The organism is Curtobacterium sp. VKM Ac-2861 (assembly GCF_013204965.1).
Classification (GTDB): Bacteria; Actinomycetota; Actinomycetes; order Actinomycetales; family Microbacteriaceae; genus Curtobacterium.
The window spans coordinates 16010-32774 of sequence record NZ_JABMLA010000006.1 but is presented as its reverse complement, the minus strand read 5'-3'; the positions used below and the strand labels follow the sequence as shown (position 1 = coordinate 32774).

At 72.2% G+C, this 16765-nt stretch carries 19 protein-coding genes; 7 read left to right on the top strand and 12 right to left on the bottom strand.

Annotation, left to right across the window (positions count from 1 at the left end; translation table 11 throughout):
* The first annotated feature begins 1 nt into the window (after position 1).
* From HQQ88_RS15200 to HQQ88_RS15180, 5 genes are all read left to right on the top strand, one after another.
* Complete coding sequence (locus HQQ88_RS15200; protein WP_111083779.1) at positions 2-1030, top strand: 6-phosphofructokinase; 1029 nt, start codon at positions 2-4, stop codon at positions 1028-1030.
* A gap of 142 nt (positions 1031-1172) precedes the next feature.
* Positions 1173-2150, top strand: a complete 978-nt coding sequence (locus HQQ88_RS15195) for an MDR family oxidoreductase (protein WP_131880885.1) — start codon at positions 1173-1175, stop codon at positions 2148-2150.
* A gap of 88 nt (positions 2151-2238) precedes the next feature.
* Positions 2239-2946, top strand: coding sequence for a GntR family transcriptional regulator (locus tag HQQ88_RS15190; RefSeq protein ID WP_123294516.1), 708 nt, complete (start codon positions 2239-2241; stop codon positions 2944-2946).
* Positions 2947-2965: 19 nt separating this feature from the next.
* A complete protein-coding gene (locus HQQ88_RS15185) occupies positions 2966-3796 on the top strand; it encodes an ABC transporter ATP-binding protein (protein WP_243648929.1) in 831 nt (276 codons plus the stop codon).
* A 142-nt stretch (positions 3797-3938) separates the two neighbouring features.
* On the top strand, positions 3939-4532 hold the full coding sequence (locus HQQ88_RS15180; protein ID WP_173170015.1) for a hypothetical protein: 594 nt from the start codon (positions 3939-3941) through the stop codon (positions 4530-4532).
* A gap of 227 nt (positions 4533-4759) precedes the next feature.
* Here HQQ88_RS15180 and HQQ88_RS15175 read toward each other — a convergent pair whose 3' ends face one another.
* From HQQ88_RS15175 to hemE, 12 genes are all read right to left on the bottom strand, one after another.
* Complete coding sequence (locus HQQ88_RS15175; protein ID WP_123339224.1) at positions 4760-5224, bottom strand: DIP1984 family protein; 465 nt, start codon at positions 5222-5224, stop codon at positions 4760-4762.
* A gap of 92 nt (positions 5225-5316) precedes the next feature.
* On the bottom strand, positions 5317-6648 hold the full coding sequence (gene hemL, locus HQQ88_RS15170) for a glutamate-1-semialdehyde 2,1-aminomutase (RefSeq protein WP_123294513.1): 1332 nt from the start codon (positions 6646-6648) through the stop codon (positions 5317-5319).
* The gene (gene hemB / locus HQQ88_RS15165) at positions 6645-7700 is read right to left on the bottom strand and encodes a porphobilinogen synthase (protein ID WP_260154506.1); all 1056 of its coding nucleotides are present in this window, start codon (positions 7698-7700) and stop codon (positions 6645-6647) included. The genes hemL and hemB overlap by 4 nt, the downstream gene beginning before the upstream one ends.
* Positions 7697-8332 (bottom strand): uroporphyrinogen-III synthase, encoded by a 636-nt coding sequence (locus HQQ88_RS15160; RefSeq protein ID WP_367917040.1) that lies wholly within the window; start codon positions 8330-8332, stop codon positions 7697-7699. Before HQQ88_RS15160 ends, hemB begins: the two co-directional genes overlap by 4 nt.
* 116 nt (positions 8333-8448) lie before the next feature.
* On the bottom strand, positions 8449-9408 hold the full coding sequence (gene hemC, locus HQQ88_RS15155; RefSeq protein WP_123339228.1) for a hydroxymethylbilane synthase: 960 nt from the start codon (positions 9406-9408) through the stop codon (positions 8449-8451).
* Positions 9405-10640: a ferrochelatase gene (locus tag HQQ88_RS15150; protein WP_133938650.1), complete on the bottom strand. Its 1236-nt coding sequence runs from the start codon at positions 10638-10640 to the stop codon at positions 9405-9407. The genes hemC and HQQ88_RS15150 overlap by 4 nt, the downstream gene beginning before the upstream one ends.
* Positions 10637-11380 carry a hydrogen peroxide-dependent heme synthase gene (gene hemQ, locus HQQ88_RS15145; RefSeq protein WP_254067166.1) on the bottom strand — a complete coding sequence of 248 codons (744 nt, stop codon included), beginning with the start codon at positions 11378-11380 and terminating at the stop codon, positions 10637-10639. The genes HQQ88_RS15150 and hemQ overlap by 4 nt, the downstream gene beginning before the upstream one ends.
* A gap of 67 nt (positions 11381-11447) precedes the next feature.
* Positions 11448-11678 (bottom strand): DUF3618 domain-containing protein, encoded by a 231-nt coding sequence (locus HQQ88_RS15140; protein WP_111083767.1) that lies wholly within the window; start codon positions 11676-11678, stop codon positions 11448-11450.
* A 32-nt stretch (positions 11679-11710) separates the two neighbouring features.
* Entirely contained in the window at positions 11711-12169 is a 459-nt protein-coding gene (locus HQQ88_RS15135; RefSeq protein ID WP_111083766.1) for a phage holin family protein, read from the bottom strand.
* Positions 12166-12420, bottom strand: coding sequence for a hypothetical protein (locus tag HQQ88_RS15130; RefSeq protein WP_017887727.1), 255 nt, complete (start codon positions 12418-12420; stop codon positions 12166-12168). Before HQQ88_RS15130 ends, HQQ88_RS15135 begins: the two co-directional genes overlap by 4 nt.
* 100 nt (positions 12421-12520) lie before the next feature.
* Positions 12521-13861 carry an FAD-dependent oxidoreductase gene (locus HQQ88_RS15125; RefSeq protein WP_173170037.1) on the bottom strand — a complete coding sequence of 447 codons (1341 nt, stop codon included), beginning with the start codon at positions 13859-13861 and terminating at the stop codon, positions 12521-12523.
* Entirely contained in the window at positions 13858-14964 is a 1107-nt protein-coding gene (gene hemE, locus HQQ88_RS15120; protein ID WP_131844975.1) for a uroporphyrinogen decarboxylase, read from the bottom strand. Before hemE ends, HQQ88_RS15125 begins: the two co-directional genes overlap by 4 nt.
* Positions 14965-15002: 38 nt before the next feature.
* On the opposite strand from hemE, the gene HQQ88_RS15115 reads away from it, so the two are divergent.
* Together HQQ88_RS15115 and HQQ88_RS15110 are read left to right on the top strand one after the other, a co-directional pair.
* Positions 15003-16325, top strand: coding sequence for a glutamyl-tRNA reductase (locus tag HQQ88_RS15115; protein WP_123294506.1), 1323 nt, complete (start codon positions 15003-15005; stop codon positions 16323-16325).
* Positions 16322-16762 carry an NUDIX domain-containing protein gene (locus tag HQQ88_RS15110; RefSeq protein WP_279432386.1) on the top strand — a complete coding sequence of 147 codons (441 nt, stop codon included), beginning with the start codon at positions 16322-16324 and terminating at the stop codon, positions 16760-16762. The genes HQQ88_RS15115 and HQQ88_RS15110 overlap by 4 nt, the downstream gene beginning before the upstream one ends.
* Positions 16763-16765 lie beyond the last annotated feature (3 nt).

Below are 16765 nucleotides of genomic sequence, written 5' to 3'. Positions count from 1 at the left end.
CATGCGCATCGGCATCCTCACCTCCGGAGGCGACTGCCCCGGTCTGAACGCGGTCATCCGCGCGATCGTCCTCAAGGGCATCGCCATCCACGGCCACGAGTTCGTCGGGTTCCGGGACGGCTGGCGCGGCGTCGTCGACGGCGACATCGTCCCGCTCGGCCGCAAGGACATCCAGGGCATCGCCAAGCAGGGCGGCACGATCCTGGGCACCAGCCGCACGAACCCCTTCGAGGGCCCGAACGGCGGCGTCGAGAACATCTCGAAGACCCTGGACCGCCACGGCATCGACGCCATCGTCGCGATCGGCGGCGAGGGCACGCTCGCCGCGGCGAAGCGCCTGACCGACGCCGGGCTGAAGATCGTCGGCGTCCCGAAGACGGTCGACAACGACCTGGGCGCCACCGACTACACGTTCGGCTTCGACACCGCCGTCGCGATCGCGACCGAGGCGATGGACCGCCTCCGCACCACCGGCGAGTCGCACTCCCGCTGCATGGTCGCCGAGGTCATGGGCCGGCACGTCGGCTGGATCGCCCTGCACTCCGGCATGGCCGCGGGCGCGCACGCGATCCTGATCCCGGAGCAGAAGACGAGCATGGAGCAGATCGCGAAGTGGGTGCGTGCCGCCTACGACCGCGGGCGCGCACCGCTCGTCGTGGTGGCCGAGGGCTTTGTCCCCGACCACGAGGACAACGCGCACACCGAGCGCGGGCTCGACGCCTTCGGGCGTCCGCGGCTCGGTGGCATCGGCGAGCGCCTCGCGCCCCTCATCGAGGAGATGACGGGCATCGAGACGCGCGCCACGACCCTCGGGCACATCCAGCGCGGTGGCACGCCGACCGCGTACGACCGGGTGCTGTCGACGCGGCTCGGCCTGGCGGCCATCGACTCGGTGGTCGAGGAACGATGGGGCCGGATGGTCGCCCTGAAGGGCACCGACATCGTGCACGTCTCGTTCGACGAGGCGCTCGGCGAGCTGAAGACCGTGCCGCAGGCGCGCTTCGACGAAGCCGCCATCATGTTCGGATAGGCGCTCGCTGCACGCGTACCTGACCGATTCGGGCGTACCTGGTCCTTTTTTCCGGCCCGGTACGCCCGATTCCGCCAGGGATCGCACGCGTTCTGGGAAAGAACGGACCGCTGGCCGGGAGGCCCGGGGTAGCGTCCGGCGCATGACCCGCGCCGTAGTCGTGTCCAGTTCAGCCCCGCCCACCGTCGCCGACGTCGACCTGCCCGATCCGACCGAGGGCGAAGCCCTCGTCGACGTCACGTACTCGAGCGTCAACTACAAGGACGGCCTCGCCCTCGCCAGGAACCCCGGCGTCGCGCGGGTCGACCCGCTCGTGCCCGGCATCGACGTCGTCGGGACCGTGTCGGCGCTCGGACCGGGTGTGCACGACGTTTCGATCGGCGACCGCATCGTGCTGAACGGTGCCGGGCTCGGTGAGACCCGGCACGGTGGTTGGGCGCAGCACGCCGTGGTGCCGTCCGGTTCCCTCGTGGTCCTGCCCGAGGCGATCGAGGACTCGTTCGCGGCGGCGATCGGCACGGCGGGGTTCACGGCGATGCTCAGCGTGCTCGCGCTCGAACGGTTCGTCGAGCCCGGTGCCGGGCCGGTGCTCGTCACGGGTGCGTCCGGCGGGGTGGGGACGGTGGCGATCGCCCTGCTCGCCGCGCGCGGGTATGAGGTGACCGCGTCGACCGGACGGAGCACCAACGAGGCCTCGCTCCGACGCCTCGGCGCGACCGAGGTCGTGGACCGGGGTGCCCTGTCCGAGCCCGGCAAGCCGATGCAGCGTGCCGCGTGGGCCGGCGCCGTGGACAGCGTCGGCGGGGCCACCCTGGCGAACGTGCTGGCCGGCACCCGGTGGGGTGGAGCCGTCACGGCGTGCGGGCTCGCGCAGGACTCCGCGCTGCCGACGACGGTGCTGCCGTTCATCCTGCGTGCGGTGTCGCTGCTCGGCATCAACTCGGTGGACGCCCCGTCGGAACTGCGGCACCGAGCGTGGGAGCGGTTGGCGACCGACCTCGACCCGGCGCTGCTGGCGGGCGTCACCCGGACCGTCACCCCGGAGCAGGCGATCGAGATCGGCGCCGAGGTGGTCGCCGGTCGGGTGCACGGACGCACGGTGGTCGACGTGCGTGGCTGATGTTCTGGGATGCTGTTATTCCGCAAACGTTTGCATATTGACACGTTAGGGTTTGGATACCAAACGTCCGTGACACGAGGAGTCCGTCATGCCGGTACCCAAGTCGACCGTCGAGAACTCGCCGCGCAAGCTGCTCCGCGACGTGGTCCTCGAGAAGATGTTGGCCGCGATCCAGGACGGCACGCTGCAGGCCGGCGAACGGCTCAACGACGACGAACTGGTCCAGTGGCTCGGCGTCAGTCGCACGCCCATCCGTGAGGCGATCGCCAAGCTCGTCGACTACGGCTTGGTCGAGATGGAGGCGAACCGGTACACCCGGGTCGCGTCGCCCACCGCCAAGCAGTTCGACGACACCATCCAGGTGCTCGCCGGCGTCACGGAGCTCGCCGCCCGCTGGGCCGTCCCGAAGCTCGACGACGCAGCGGCCACACGCCTCGTCGACACGCTGGAAGCCCTGCGCACTGCCGCCGAGCAGGAGCGCGCCGGCGACGTCTCGACGCAGGTCGGCGCGGTCGTCACCCAGTTGATCGGTGCGGCGGACAACGACCTGCTTGTCCAGCTGTCGACCTCGCTGCTGCCCCGCGCGAACTTCCTCGCTCTGACCCACCAGAGCGGCATGTTCTGGGACGTCAAGCACTTCGTCGACCCGCTCCGTGCGGCGATCTCGAAGCGAGACGGCGAAGCAGCGGCCGCGGTGATCCGTTCGCTCAGCAGCACCGTCGAGGAGCACACCGTGCAGGCCCGCGCGTTCGTCGCCGAGGGCGGCGCGCTGGCCGACGGCACCGAACGGCGCTGACGTCGGCCACGATGGAGTCGTGACCGACACCGACCAGTTCCGCGCCGCGGGCGCCCAGTTCCGCGCCGACGACGTCCTGCTCCGTGCCGAGGGCGTCCGTGTGACGCGCTCCGGCCGCGACCTGCTGCACGACGTCGACCTGACCGTCCGCCGCGGTGAGCACTGGGCGCTCCTCGGACCGAACGGCGCCGGCAAGTCGACGCTGCTCGCGGTGCTCGGGGCGACGGGCCACCCCACGGCGGGCACGGTCGAGGTGCTCGGCCGACGCCTCGGACGCGTCGACGTCCGCGAGCTGCGTGAGCACATCGGCCACGTCGACCCGCGGCACCGGATGCTCTCCCCGCTCACCGTGCTCGAGACGGTGCTGACGGGACTGACGGGCACCACCGACCTCATGATGCGGTGGGAGCCCACGGCCGCGCAGGTCGCACTGGCCGAGCAGCACATCGCCGACGTCGGGCTCGCCGCACGGCGGGACGCCCGCTGGCCCGTGCTGTCCCAGGGCGAACGCGGACGGACCCTCATCGCACGGGCGCTGATGTCCGAGCCGCAGTTGCTGCTGCTCGACGAACCGGCGACCGGGCTCGACGTCGCAGCGCGCGAGCACCTGCTCGAGACCGTCGACGCGCTGCGGCACCGACACCCCGAGCTCGGCAGCGTCATGGTCACGCACCACCTCGAGGACCTGCCGGTGTCGACCTCGCACGCGATGCTGCTCCGTGACGGTGCCGTGGTGGCACAGGGCACGGCGGACGAGGTCATCACGTCGTCGGCGGTGTCGCACGCGTTCGACTTCCCGCTCGCGATCCTGCGCTCCGAGGGGCGCTGGGCAGCTCGCCGTTCCGCCTGACGCGTCGCGTGGGCCGGACAGGCGCGTTGCGGCGCTCCGGCCTGTGCTTGGATGGTTGCTCAGGTGTCCGCGGCCCGCTTCGGGGAGGGACCCGATGCCGGACGACGGTGTCAGGCCGCGCACCGCAACGAGGGGGAACACCATGACGACCACGCCGCCGCCCTACCCGGGGTCCGAGCCGCAGCCGAACGCCGGCCCACAGCAGCCCGGTCCGCAGCAGCCGGGCCAGCAGCCCTGGGCGCAGCAGCAGCCCGGCCAGCAGCCGTACGCGCAGCCCGCTCCCGCCGGCGCTCCGTACGCCCCGCCGCCCAAGCAGTCCCGTGGCAAGCGCCTCCTGATCTCGCTGCTCGGCGTCGTCGTCGCCGTGGTCGTCGCGTTCCTGGTCCGCCAGGCGCTCACCGCCGCGTTCAGCGACTCGACGGAGGAGAAGGTCTCGAAGGCCGTCGTGCAGATCCGCGAGCAGAGCGACCTGCCGAAGCAGGTCGACTCCGTGACGTCGTGGACGGGAGTCGAGGCCGAGGGCAACGCGATCCACTACGACTACACGGTGTCGTCCAGCGTCGACCCGGCCTCGATCACCGAGAGTGCCATCCGCGACTCGGTCGGCCCGACGCTCTGCTCGAACAGCGACACGAAGGACCTCCTCGACGAGGGCGTCGACATGCGGTACACCTACGCGTTCGACGGCACCTCGAAGACGCTCGACACGACCTTCACCAAGGCCGACTGCTCCTGACCCGTCGAGGGTGGGGCGGTGCTGTCCCCTGTCCCGCCCTCGTCGGTCCGGTCGGTACGCGGTTGTGCGTGGTGCGGTGTGCACCGTACCTGGTGCGACGTGCTGGGCTGCGATGTGCACGGCTCTCGCCATGGCGCTGCCCACTGCGCCGACAGGTGACCGGGTTGCCCGCCGGTCGTCGGGTCCGTACCCGCCCCGGTCCGTCTACCGACGCACCGCCCCGCTGTTCAGTCGACCAGGGTGACCTCCCAGTTGGTGCGCTGGACGACCGCGTCGAGTTCGCGGATCTCCTTCGCCAGGGCGTCGGCCCGCGACCGGAGCTCGGCGGTCGGCAGCGCGGCGAACGTGCGGAGTTCGCTGCGGAGCTGTCGGTAGCCGCCGTTCGTGCCGGCCGTGGCGTCCGCCGCTCCGGTGACGAGCGCGTGCCGCAGCCGCAGGGCATCGCGTCGGGCGAGCAGTGCGGTGACGGTCTGCCCGGACGCCACGGTGGTGCTGGCGTTCGTCGCGTTGATGCGGGCCAGCAGGACCTCGAGCGCGTCGATCGACCGCTCGGCCTCGGCGAGGAGCTCGCGGGCGTCCTCGTCGGGCTCCTCGCCCTCTTGGTAGCGGGCGTTCGCGGCGATGCGGCCGCGCAGTTGCTCGATGCGCTTCTGCAGGTCGGCGCGCTCGATGAGTGCCTCGGCGAGTTGCATGTGGCCAGTCAACCAGCCGAGGCTCCGGCACGGAGCACCGCCCCCTACGCCGCCGCGGCGGCTACTGCCTACGCCGTCGCGGCGCCTACCACCTACGCCGTCGCGGCGGCCGCTGCCTTCGCCGCGGCGGGCAGGGCGTCGAGGATCCGTCCGACGGCCCGCTCGTCGTGGGCGGCCGTGACGAACCACGCCTCGAACACGCTCGGCGGCAGGGTCACCCCGGCGTCGAGCATCGCGTGGAAGAACGGCGCGTACCGGAACACGTCCTGTGCCCGCACGTCGTCGTAGTTCCGCGGTGCAGTGTCCGTGAAGGCGAACGAGAACAGGTTGCCGGCGCGCTGCACGGTGTGGGCGACGCCCTCGGCCGACAGCGCGTCCGACGTGGCCGCGGAGATGACCGAGGCCGTGCGGTTCAGCGACTCGTACACCGACGGCGTCGCGGCCCGGAGCGTGGCGATGCCGGCGGCGACCGCGAGCGGGTTGCCGGACAGGGTGCCCGCTTGGTACACGGGGCCGAGCGGGGCGAGGAAGTCCATGACCTCGCGTCGGCCGCCGAGCGCGGCGAGGGGCATGCCGCCACCGATGACCTTGCCGAACGTGATCAGGTCGGGCTTCCACCCGGCGCCGTCGGGGACGACCTTCGACGCCTCGAGGCCCCACCAGCCGGCCGACCCGACGCGGAACCCGGTCAGGACCTCGTCGACGATGAGCAGCGCCCCGTGCGCCTGCACGATCTGCGCGAGCGCGCGGTTGAACCCGCGCTCGGGAGCGAGCACGCCCATGTTCGCCGCGGCGGCCTCGACGATGACGCCGGCGATGCGCTCGGAGTGCTCGTCGAACGCGCGGCGGACGGCGTCGAGGTCGTTGTACGGCAGCACCAGGGTCTGCGCCGCGGTCTCCTCAGTGATGCCCGCGCTGCCCGGCAGGGCCAGGGTGGCGACACCCGAACCGGCCTCGGCGAGCAGGGAGTCGGAGTGCCCGTGGTAGTGCCCGGCGAACTTCACGAGCAGGTCGCGGCCGGTGTAGCCGCGGGCCAACCGGATCGCCGTCATCGTGGCCTCGGTGCCGGTCGACACCATGCGGAGCTTCTCGATGGGGCCGTCGCCGTCGACCGACACCCGCTGCTTCACGAGCTCGGCGAGCTCGGTCTCGCCCGGGGTCGAGGCGCCGAAGGACAGTCCGCGCGCGGCGGCCTGCTGCACGGCCTCGACGGTGCCGGGGTGCGCGTGTCCGAGGATCGCGGGCCCCCACGACGCCACGAGGTCGACGTACTCACGTCCCTCGGCGTCGGTGACGTACGCGCCCTTCGCCGACACCAGGAAGCGCGGGGTGCCGCCCACCGATCCGTAGGCACGGACGGGCGAGTTCACGCCGCCGGGGATCGCGTTCTTGGCGCGGCCGAACAGCTGGTCGTTCGTGGTCATTCGGGGGCCTTCCCGGTCGAGGCGATGCCGGCGACTGCGGCGGTGGTGCCGGAGGTGCGGAGACCGGCCTCCTGGTTGAGCTTCCGCGCGATGTCGACGGCGAAGTAGGTCAGGATCGCGTCGGCGCCGGCACGCTTGATGCCGATGAGCGACTCCATCGCGGCGGCGTCACGGTCGATCCAGCCGTTCTGCGCGGCTGCCGTGATCATCGCGTACTCGCCGGAGATCTGGTAGGCCCAGACCGGCACGGGCGACGTCGCAGCGGTCTCGGCGAGCACGTCGAGGTAGCTCATCGCCGGCTTCACCATGACGACGTCGGCACCCTCGTCGACGTCGAGCGCGACCTCGCGCAGCCCCTGACGACCGTTGGCGGCGTCGATCTGGTAGGTCCGCCGGTCGCCGACGAGCGACGACGACACGGCCTCGCGGAAGGGGCCGTAGAAGGCGGAGGCGTACTTGGCCGCGTAGGCCAGCAGCGCGGTGCCGGTGTGCCCGGCGACGTCGAGCGCGTCACGCGCGGCGGCGATCTGGCCGTCCATCATGCCGCTCAGGCACACCAGTTCGGCGCCAGCCTCGGCCTGCGCGACGGCCATGTCGCGGTACCGCAGCAGGGTCGCGTCGTTGTCGACGGAGCCGTCCGCCGCGAGGACGCCGCAGTGGCCGTGGTCGGTGAACTCGTCGAGGCACAGGTCGGACTGCACGACCAGGTCGTCACCGACCTCTTCCCTCGCCACGCGGATGGCCACGTTGAGGATGCCGTCGGGGTCGGTCGCGCCGGAACCGGTGGCGTCCTTCGTGGTCGGGACGCCGAACAGGTTCACGCCGCCGATCCCGACCTCCGCAGCCGACACCAGGGCGCGACGGAACGAGTCGAGCGAGTGCTGCTGCACGCCGGGCATGCTCGAGATGTCGACGGCGTCGGTGGCGCCTTCGCGGATGAACATCGGCAGCACGAGTTCGGCTGGGTGCAGCCGGGTCTCGGCGACGAGCCGTCGCATCGCGGGGGTGGCGCGGAGTCGACGGGGGCGGACCTGGGGGAAACGGCCGGTCACGGGTGGCCTTCCTGTTCGGGGACGGTGGGGTTCAGGGCTTCGACGACGGCGTCGAGCAGGGTTTCTGCGGACCGGGTGGGTCCGACGACGTGGACCGGCAGTCCGGCCGCGCGCGCGTCGGCGGCGGTTCCGGGGCCGATGCAGGCCACGAGGGTGCGGGGGTCGAGCGGGGCCATCCGGCGGGCGATCTCGCGGGCGACGCTGCCGCTCGTCACGAGCACCGCGTCGGGCACCGCGTCGAGGGTGATCGGCTCGTCGCCGGTCCCCACGGTACGGTACGCGACCACGTCGTCCACGTCGATGCCGCGGGCCCGCAGTCCGTCGACGAGGGTCGGCGCGGCGATCTCGGAGCGCGGGAAGAGCACGGTGCCGTCGGTGTCCGGCAGGGCCTCGACGAGGGCAGCGGCCGAGGCCTGTTCCGGCACGAGGTCGACGACCCAGCCCGCAGCACGCGCGGCACGGGCGGTCGGCTCACCGACCGCCGCAACGCGGACACCGGACGGGAGGCCCGCCACGCGTTCTGCGAGCACCGTCACGGCCGTCGCACTGGTCACCACCACCCACGCGTACCCGGCCACGCGGGCGACGGCACGGTCGAGCGGGCCGCAGTCGAGCGGCGGCTCGGTCGTGATGAGGTGGACGACCCGCGGGTCGAGCCCGCGCTGCCGAGCCGCCGTCGCGACGCGCTCGCCCCACGCGCCACCCCGGGGGATGACGACGACGGGAGCGGGCGTGTCCGTGACGGGCTCTACTTCACCGAGTCGGCGAGGTCCGCCAGGTCGCCGGCACCGTTCTCGAGCAGCTCGGCGGCCACGCGGCCACCGACCTCGAGTGCTTCGGCGAGACGGTCCTGCGCGGATCCCTCGAGCACGGCAGCGTGCGACGCCGTGCGGTACTCGGCGCCGTCGGGGCTGTAGACGGTGGCGGAGACGAGCAGGAGCTCGGCGTCCACGACCGCGGTCGCACCGATCGGGGCGGAGCAGCCGGCCTCGAGCTTCGCCAGGACCTCGCGCTCGGCCGACACCGTCAGGCGGGTCGGGGCGTGCTCGATCTTGCGCAGCGCGGCGAGCAGGTTCGTGTCGGTCTCAGCAGCACGGGTCTCGATCGCCAGGGCGCCCTGGCCCGGAGCGCTCGGCCAGAAACCGAGGTCGAGCAGTTCGGTGGCGGCCGACAGCCGGTCGATGCGGGTGAGCCCGGCGGCGGCGAGCACGACGGCGTCGAGGTCGTCGTCGACGCGGCCGAGCCGGGTGTCGATGTTGCCGCGGATGTCGATGACGTCCAGGTCGGGCCGCTTCGCCTTGAGCTGCGCGACGCGACGCGGTGAGCCCGTGCCGACCTTCGCACCCTCGGGCAGGCTCTCGACGGTCGCGCCGTTCCGGGCCACGAGGACGTCGCGGGCGTCGGCACGCTTCGGCACGGCAGCGATCGTCAGGCCCGGGTACGGCGCGGTCGGCAGGTCCTTGAGCGAGTGCACCAGGACGTCGACCTCGCCGGCGACCAGGGCTTCGCGAAGGGCGCTGGCGAACACGCCCGTGCCCCCCAGCGACGCGAGCGAGGCGCGGTTCGTGTCGCCCTCGCTCGTGACCGTGACAAGTTCGACGGGCCGACCGGACGCCGCTGCCAGGCGGTCGGCGACGTCCTGCGACTGCGCGACCGCGAGCCGGCTGGCGCGGGTGCCCAGCCGGATCGGGGTCGGTGCGTCGGTCACGGTGCGACGCCGGCGGCGGCGGGCTTGAAGCCGGCGCGGACGTTCTCGCAGCAGCCCGGGCGGCAGACGTCGTACCAGGGACCGATGTCGGTCAGGTGCGGACGCTCGCTCGTGGGGGTGCCGTTGACGCGCTCGAGCACCAGGTCGACGAGACCGGAGACGTAGGCCGGGTCGACACCGGGGGTCTGCGTGCGGACCGACCAGAAGCCGAGCTCCTGCGCGGTCTCGGTGGCTTCCTCGTCGAGGTCCCACATGACCTCCATGTGGTCGCTCACGAAGCCGAGCGGGACGATGAGCACGGCGCGGGTCGGGCCGCCCTTGAGCTCCTCGTTCATGTAGTCGTTGATGTCGGGCTCGAGCCACGGCTGCGTCGGGGGGCCGGAGCGCGACTGGTAGACGAGCTTCCACGCGGGCTTGGACGTGCCCTGCAGGTGCGCGTGCTCGGGCTGCTCGAGCAGCTCCGCCCAGGCCTGGTCGAGGACGACCTGCGCGACGGCGAGGTGCTGGGCCTCGTAGGCGCCGTGCTCGTCGAAGCCGCGGTAGTCCGGGCCGGACTTCGCGGCGTCGGTCGACGGGATCGAGTGCGTCGAGAACAGCACGTGCAGCTCGGTCGCGACGTCGAGCTGAGCGTTCTCGGCGATGGCCTTCGCCATGCCGTCACGGACGCCGTCGACGAACGGGCGGACGAAGCCGGGGTGGTCGAAGAACTGCCGGATCTTGTCGATCTCGATGGTGCCGAGCAGACCGGTCTCGTCGAGCACGCGTGCGTAGTCCTCGCGGTACTGGCGGCAGCTCGAGAACGACGAGTAGGCGCTCGTGGCGATCGCGATGAGCTTGTTGTAGCCCTTGTCGGCGGCCTCGGTGAAGGCCTGCTCGAGGTAGGGCTCCCAGTTGCGGTTGCCCCAGAGCACCGGCATGTCGATGCCGCGCGATGCCAGCTCGACCTCGAGCGCCGCCTTCAACGCGCGGTTCTGCGCGTTGATCGGGCTCACGCCGCCGAAGTGCCGGTAGTGGTGCGCGACCTCTTCGAGCCGCTCGTCCGGGATGCCGCGGCCGCGGGTGACGTTGCGCAGGAAGGGGATGACGTCGTCTTGGCCCTCGGGGCCACCGAAGCCGGCGAGCAGGATCGCGTCGTAGGCGGTCGGGACCTCGACGTGCTCCGGGCCGGAAGCGGCCGCTGGGGTGGCGGCGAGGACGGGCTGACCGTTCGTGATCAGGCTGGTGTCGGTCATGACAGCAGCTCCGGGAGTTCGGCGGTCGTCACGCGACGACCCGTGAAGAAGGGGACCTCTTCGCGCACGTGCAGACGGGCCTCGGTGGCACGCAGGTCGCGCATCAGGTCGACGAGGTCGACGAGCTCGGGGCTCTCGAGCGGCAGGATCCACTCGTAGTCGCTCAGGGCGAAGGTGGCGATGGTGTTCGTCAGGACGCGGCGGTACTTGGCGCCGGCGATCCCGTGGTCGCGCAGCATCTTCGAGCGCTCGTCCTCGGGCAGCAGGTACCACTCGAAGGAACGGACGAACGGGTAGACCGTGATCCACGCCTCAGGGTCCTTGCCACGGAGGAACGCGGGCGTGTGCCGCTTGTTGAACTCGGCTTCGCGGTGCATCGCCATGACGTGCCACACCGGCTCGGTGTCCTGGAACAGCCCGGTGCGGCGGATCTCGCGCAGCACGGTCTGGATGACCTGCGCGTCGTCGCCGTGCAGCCAGATCATGACGTCGGCATCGGCACGGAAGCCGGAGACGTCGTAGAAGCCACGGACGGTCACCCCGCGCTCGGCGGCGGACGCGACCACGGCGTCGAGCTCGGCCACGGCGTCGTCGCCGACGCGGTGGACCGGGCCGAGTGGCCTGCGGAACACGGCCCAGAGGGCGTACGCCGTCATGAGGTTGGGATCGATCCCCGTCGCGGGGTCGGTCTCGTGCGGAGAGGTGTGCGCGGATGCAGGAGCGGGCGCGTCGGAACTCATGGGTCCTTGTCCTATCGGTTGCCAGGGTTGTGGCCGCCCCGCACCCGGTGGACCGCGCTCGGGCGGTCTACCGCCGTCGGAGCACCATCACGACGATACCCCCGACCACCGCTACTCCGGCTGCGAGGCCGGCCAGGTACGGGACCGGCTTCTCGTCGATGCCGCGCTTGACCTTCGACGCCGCGATGCCGATCTGCTTCGGCACGTTGAGCTTGTCCTCGATCGCGTCGAGGGTGTCGAACAGCTGGGCGCGGGTCGCGGCGACGCGGTCTGCGAGATCGTCGTGCGGATCGGTCACGGTTCCTCCGTCGGTGGTGCGGCTGTCGGGGCTCAGAACCGGCCGCCGACGTCCGGCTTGCGGCTGCCGTACTGGCTCGGCGGAGTGGGCTTCTTGCCCATCCCCTTCACCGCGTTGATGTCGTTCTTGACGCTGTCGATCGTGCGCTTCGGCGTGATCGGGAGGCCCTTCTTCAGGCGCTTCCAGCCGATCCACCCGAGGATGGCGGCGACGATCAGCATCACCACGGCGATCACGATCGCTGCGAGCCAGGCCGGCATCACGGTCGCCAGGCCCATCACGGCGGCGGTCAGGAGCACGCCGATCGCGTAGAGCACGATGACGAGTGCACCGACCAGCAGCCCCGCGGCGAGCCCGAAGATCTTGGCCTTCGTGAGCATCTCGGCCTTGAGCAGGTCGATCTCACCCTTGACCAGGCCCTTGACGAGCTTCGGGACGTCGCCCACCAGACCGAACAGCGAACGCGACTTGCGGTCGCGGGTGTCGGTCATGAGGTGGTGGTGTCCTTCTTCTGGCCGACCTTGCGGACGGCCTTCTTGGTCGTCTCACCGATGAACTCGGCGACGTCCGGGGTCTTGTCGGCGATGAAGTCCTCGGCGACGTGCACGCCCTTCTGGACGCCGTTGCTGTTCCAGACCTTGCCGCTGACGGTCTTGATCTGCTCGTACCGCGCCCGTCCGGCTCGCGATCCCAGGACGTACCCGAGTGCGGCGCCGGCGACGAACAGGAGCTTTCCGCGCATGTGCGATTCCTCCGTTGGTTCAGTGTGCGGTGGTCATGCGCCGAACGGAATACGTCCGACGGTCTCACCAACAGTAGCCCCCGGGCGGTCTGGGGTCCGCTCAGGAATCCAGGATCTGTCCAGCGGCGGTGCGGGCGGCCGCGATGATCCCGGCCAGGCCCCGTCCGGTCGCGACCTCACCGATGCCGATGACGCCTGCTCCGAGGCCGGCAGCGATCAGGTCCGGACCGTGCCAGCGGACGCGCGCAGCGCCCACGACGTGCGTCGCCGTCAGGGGGACGCCGAGCAGCGTGGCCGCGTCGTGCAGCGCTCGGGTGCCGACGGGTCCGTCCGGGTCGACCGGGAGGCTCGTGGCCGCGTCGTCGGGACCGCTCGCGCCGTGCGCGCTGGTCGCTTCGGCGGGCATCGCGTAGCTCAGGCGCAGCACGTGGCGGCCGGCAGCCGCCTCGGCGAGCCACGGCCACTTCACCGTCGCGTGCGTCAGGGCCTTCGCCGACACGGCCTGCGCGTCCGGGTGCACGAGCATCCCGGTCCCGCGGGGGGCTGCGTCGAGCTCGGGCTGGTCGACGACGAGCGTGACGAGCTCGATCCCGGTCCGGTCCGACGCCGCGGTGCGCTCGGGATCGGGCACCGACGACAGGGTGTGCTGCGCGGGCAGGCGTTCGACCGTGCCGTCGGCGGAGACGACCTCGACCGCGTGCGCCTCGATCCGGGTCGCCCGGGTGTGCAGCCGGACGTCGACGCGGTAGGTCTCCATGTCGGCGACGAGTTCGTCCACGAGCCGGACGATCCCGCCGCGGATTCCCTGCACCGGGGTACCGGCGGCCGCGCGGGCGCGGAGTGCCAGGACCGCGCGGGCCAGCGAGCCCTCGCGGAGCAGTGCCGCACGGAGGCCGGGAGCCACCCGCTCCGGGTCGAGCTGGTCCGGGTGGGTGGAGTGCACGCCGCCGGCGATCGGGACGACCAGGTCGTCGAGGACCCGCTCCCCCATGCGCCGCCGGACGAGTTCACCCAGGGTCTCCGCCTTGGCGCCGACCGGTCCGGGCAGCAGCGAGTCCATCTGTGCACGGAGCCCGCCCTTCTGCCCGACCACGGCGAGCACGTCGGCGGCCATCGGGGTGCTCGGGATGCCGAGGAGCCCGGTCGCGGGGATCGGCGACGTCCGGCCGTCACGGGTCATCAACCAGGCACCGCGCGGGTCCGGGGCGACGACGTCGTTGCCGAGCCCGAGTTCGATCGCCAGGCGGCCGACGGCGTCCGTGCGGGTCGCGAAGGAGTCCGCCGCCATGTCGAGGTCGAGGCCGCCGACCGTGTGCCGCCGGATCATGCCGCCCAGCACGCCGGACGACTCGACGAGCACGACGTCCGCGCCGCCCTTCGCCAGGTCACGGGCCGTGACGAGTCCGGCGATCCCGCCGCCGACCACGACGACGTCGGTCACGCGGCAGACCCGTCACCGAGCGAGTGGACCAGCTCGACGACGCGCGTCAGCACCGTCGGGTCGGTCTCGGGCGGCACCCCGTGGCCGAGGTTCACGACGTGGGCGCGGGCGGCGCCACCGCGGCGGACGACCTCGCGCACGTGGGCCTCGAGGACCTCCCACGGGGCCGCGAGCATCGCCGGGTCGATGTTGCCCTGCACGCTGACGCCGGTGCCGACGCGGCGGACGGCCTCGTCGAGCGGGAGCCGCCAGTCGACCCCGACCGCGTCGACGCCGACCGTGTCGGTGCCGAGCGTGGTCATGTCGGCGAGGACCTCGCCGCTGCCGACGCCGAAGTGGATGCGCGGCACGCCCAGGTCGGTCACGTGGGACAGCGCCTGCGCCGAGTGCGGTGCGACGTACCGGACGTAGTCGGCGCGCGACAGGGACCCGACCCACGAGTCGAAGAGCTGTGCGGCCGAGGCCCCGGCGAGCACCTGGGCCCGGAGGAACGCCCCCGACACCTCGGCCGCCCAGGCCAGCAGCCGCGACCAGGTCTCCGGCTCCGCGTGCATGAGGGTCCGTGCGCGGATGTGGTCCTTCGACGGGCCGCCCTCGACCAGGTACGCGGCGAGCGTGAAGGGTGCGCCTGCGAATCCGATCAGCGGGGTGTCGCCGAGCTGCTCGACCGTGCGGGCGACCGCCTGCCGGATCGGCTCGAGGGCCGCCGGGTCCAGCGGCTCGAGAGCGTCGACGTCCGCCGCGGTGCGGATCGGTGAGCCGAGCACGGGGCCGCGACCGGGGACGATCTCGACGTCCACGCCCGCGAGCTTGATCGGCACGACGATGTCGCTGAAGAAGATGCCGGCGTCCACCCCGTGCCGGCGGACGGGCTGCAGCGTGATCTCCGACGCCATCTCGGGGTCGAGGCACGCGTCGAGCATGGCCGTGCCCACCCGGAGCTCGCGGTACTCGGGCAACGACCGACCGGCCTGCCGCATGAACCAGACCGGCAGCGTCTCCGGACGGTCACCCCGCAGGGCCCGGACGAGGCGGGACCCGCTCGTCCGCCCTGATGCCAGGGGGTGGGAGTCGGGGAGGGATGTGGTCGTCGCGTCGGTCACCGGATGATTGTCCCATCGAGCGCGTTACCATTGGCTACGTGCTCATCTGTCTCACGGCGTCGCATCGCAACGCCAGCTTCGACCTCTTGGAGCGACTGAGCATCGCTGCCCCGGCCGCAGCAGGCCACCTCGTGACGGATTCCGACGTCCTGGACGGCGCCGTCGTCCTCGCCACCTGCAACCGTTTCGAGGCCTACCTCGACATCGCCGGCGACGACCGCGACTCCGCCGTCGCCGCCACCGTGCAGGCCGTGGCCGCTGCGAGCGACCTGGACGCCACCGAACTGCGTGATTCGGTCAACGTGCTCGGCGGCAAGGACGTCGTGCAGCACCTGTTCGCCGTGTCGAGCGGACTCGAGTCCGTCGTCGTCGGCGAGACCGAGATCTCCGGCCAGGTCCGCCGCTCGCTCGAGGACGCCCGGAGCAACGGCACCACCACCTCGGACCTCGAGCGGCTGTTCCAGGAAGCCGCCCACACCTCGCGCGGCGTCAAGACCCGCACCCGGATCGGTGCCGCCGGTCGTTCGCTCGTGCGCCTCGGCCTGCAGCTCGCGTCGTCGCGCGTCACCGACTGGGCCCACACCCGCGTGCTGCTGATCGGCACCGGCAGCTACGCGGCCACCACCATCGCGGCCCTGCGCGACCGCGGCGCCGTGCACATCCAGGTGTTCTCGCCCTCGGGCCGTGCCGCCTGGTTCGCCGCGAAGCACGACCTCGTCGCCGCCCGTGACCTGCGCCACGCGATCGGCACCAGCGACGTCGTGATCACCTGCACGTCGAGCGAGCTCCCGGTCGTCGCACCGGCCGACCTCGACGACGGCATCCGCCGCATCGTCATCGACCTCGGACTCCCCCGCAACGTCGACCCGGCCGCTGCCGGTGTCGACGGCGTCGAGCTGCTCGACCTCGAGACGATCAGCCTGCACGCCCCGATCTCCGAGCTGAACGCCGAGTCCGAGGCCCGCGCGATGGTCGACGACGCCGTGTCCCGCTTCCGGGCGCAGGCGCTCGAGCAGTCCACCACCCCGGCCCTCGTCGCCTTCCGCAAGCACGTGTTCGACATCCTCGACGACGAGATCGACCGTGCGAAGCGCCGCGGTGACGCCGACGGCGAGTCCGCCGAGCACACCGAGCGCGCCCTCCGGCACCTGGTGGGCGTCCTGCTGCACCGCCCGTCGGTCCGGGCCCGCGAGCTCGGCCGCGCCGGCCGTGGCGAGGAGTTCGTCGGGGCCATCGACGCCCTGTTCGGCGTGCGACCCGAGCCCGAGGCAGAGCTGCCGGCGCCCGTCGTCCCGCTCGCCGACCGCACCGCCCTGGACCCGACCGTCTCGAAGCGCGCCGACGAGGCGGACGCGAGCTGAGCCTCCCGGCCGACACGACCCAGCCACCCACGCTGCGGGTCAGCGCGCTCCTGCTGGTGCGGGACCGACGCGTCCTGATGGTGCGTGCGCGAGCGCGCGACGTGCTCTACCTGCCCGGCGGCAAGGCCGAGCCGCACGAGACCGACCTCGACGCCGCCATCCGCGAAGCACACGAGGAAACCGGCCTGCGGGTGACCGCCGATGACGTCGACCCGTTCGGTGTCGTCCTCGAGCCGGCCCACGGGCAGGCGCCAGGCACCATGGTCGCGATGACCCTGTTCCTGGTCCGACCAGGAGGCCCGTTGGACTCCGCCACGCCCGTCGCCTCGGCAGAGGTCGACGAGGTCGAGTGGGTCACCTCGGCGGACGCCGGTCGCTGCCCGCCAGCGGGCGTGGAGACGCTCCGCCGCCTGGTGGCGGCGGAGCGCATCGACTAGTCG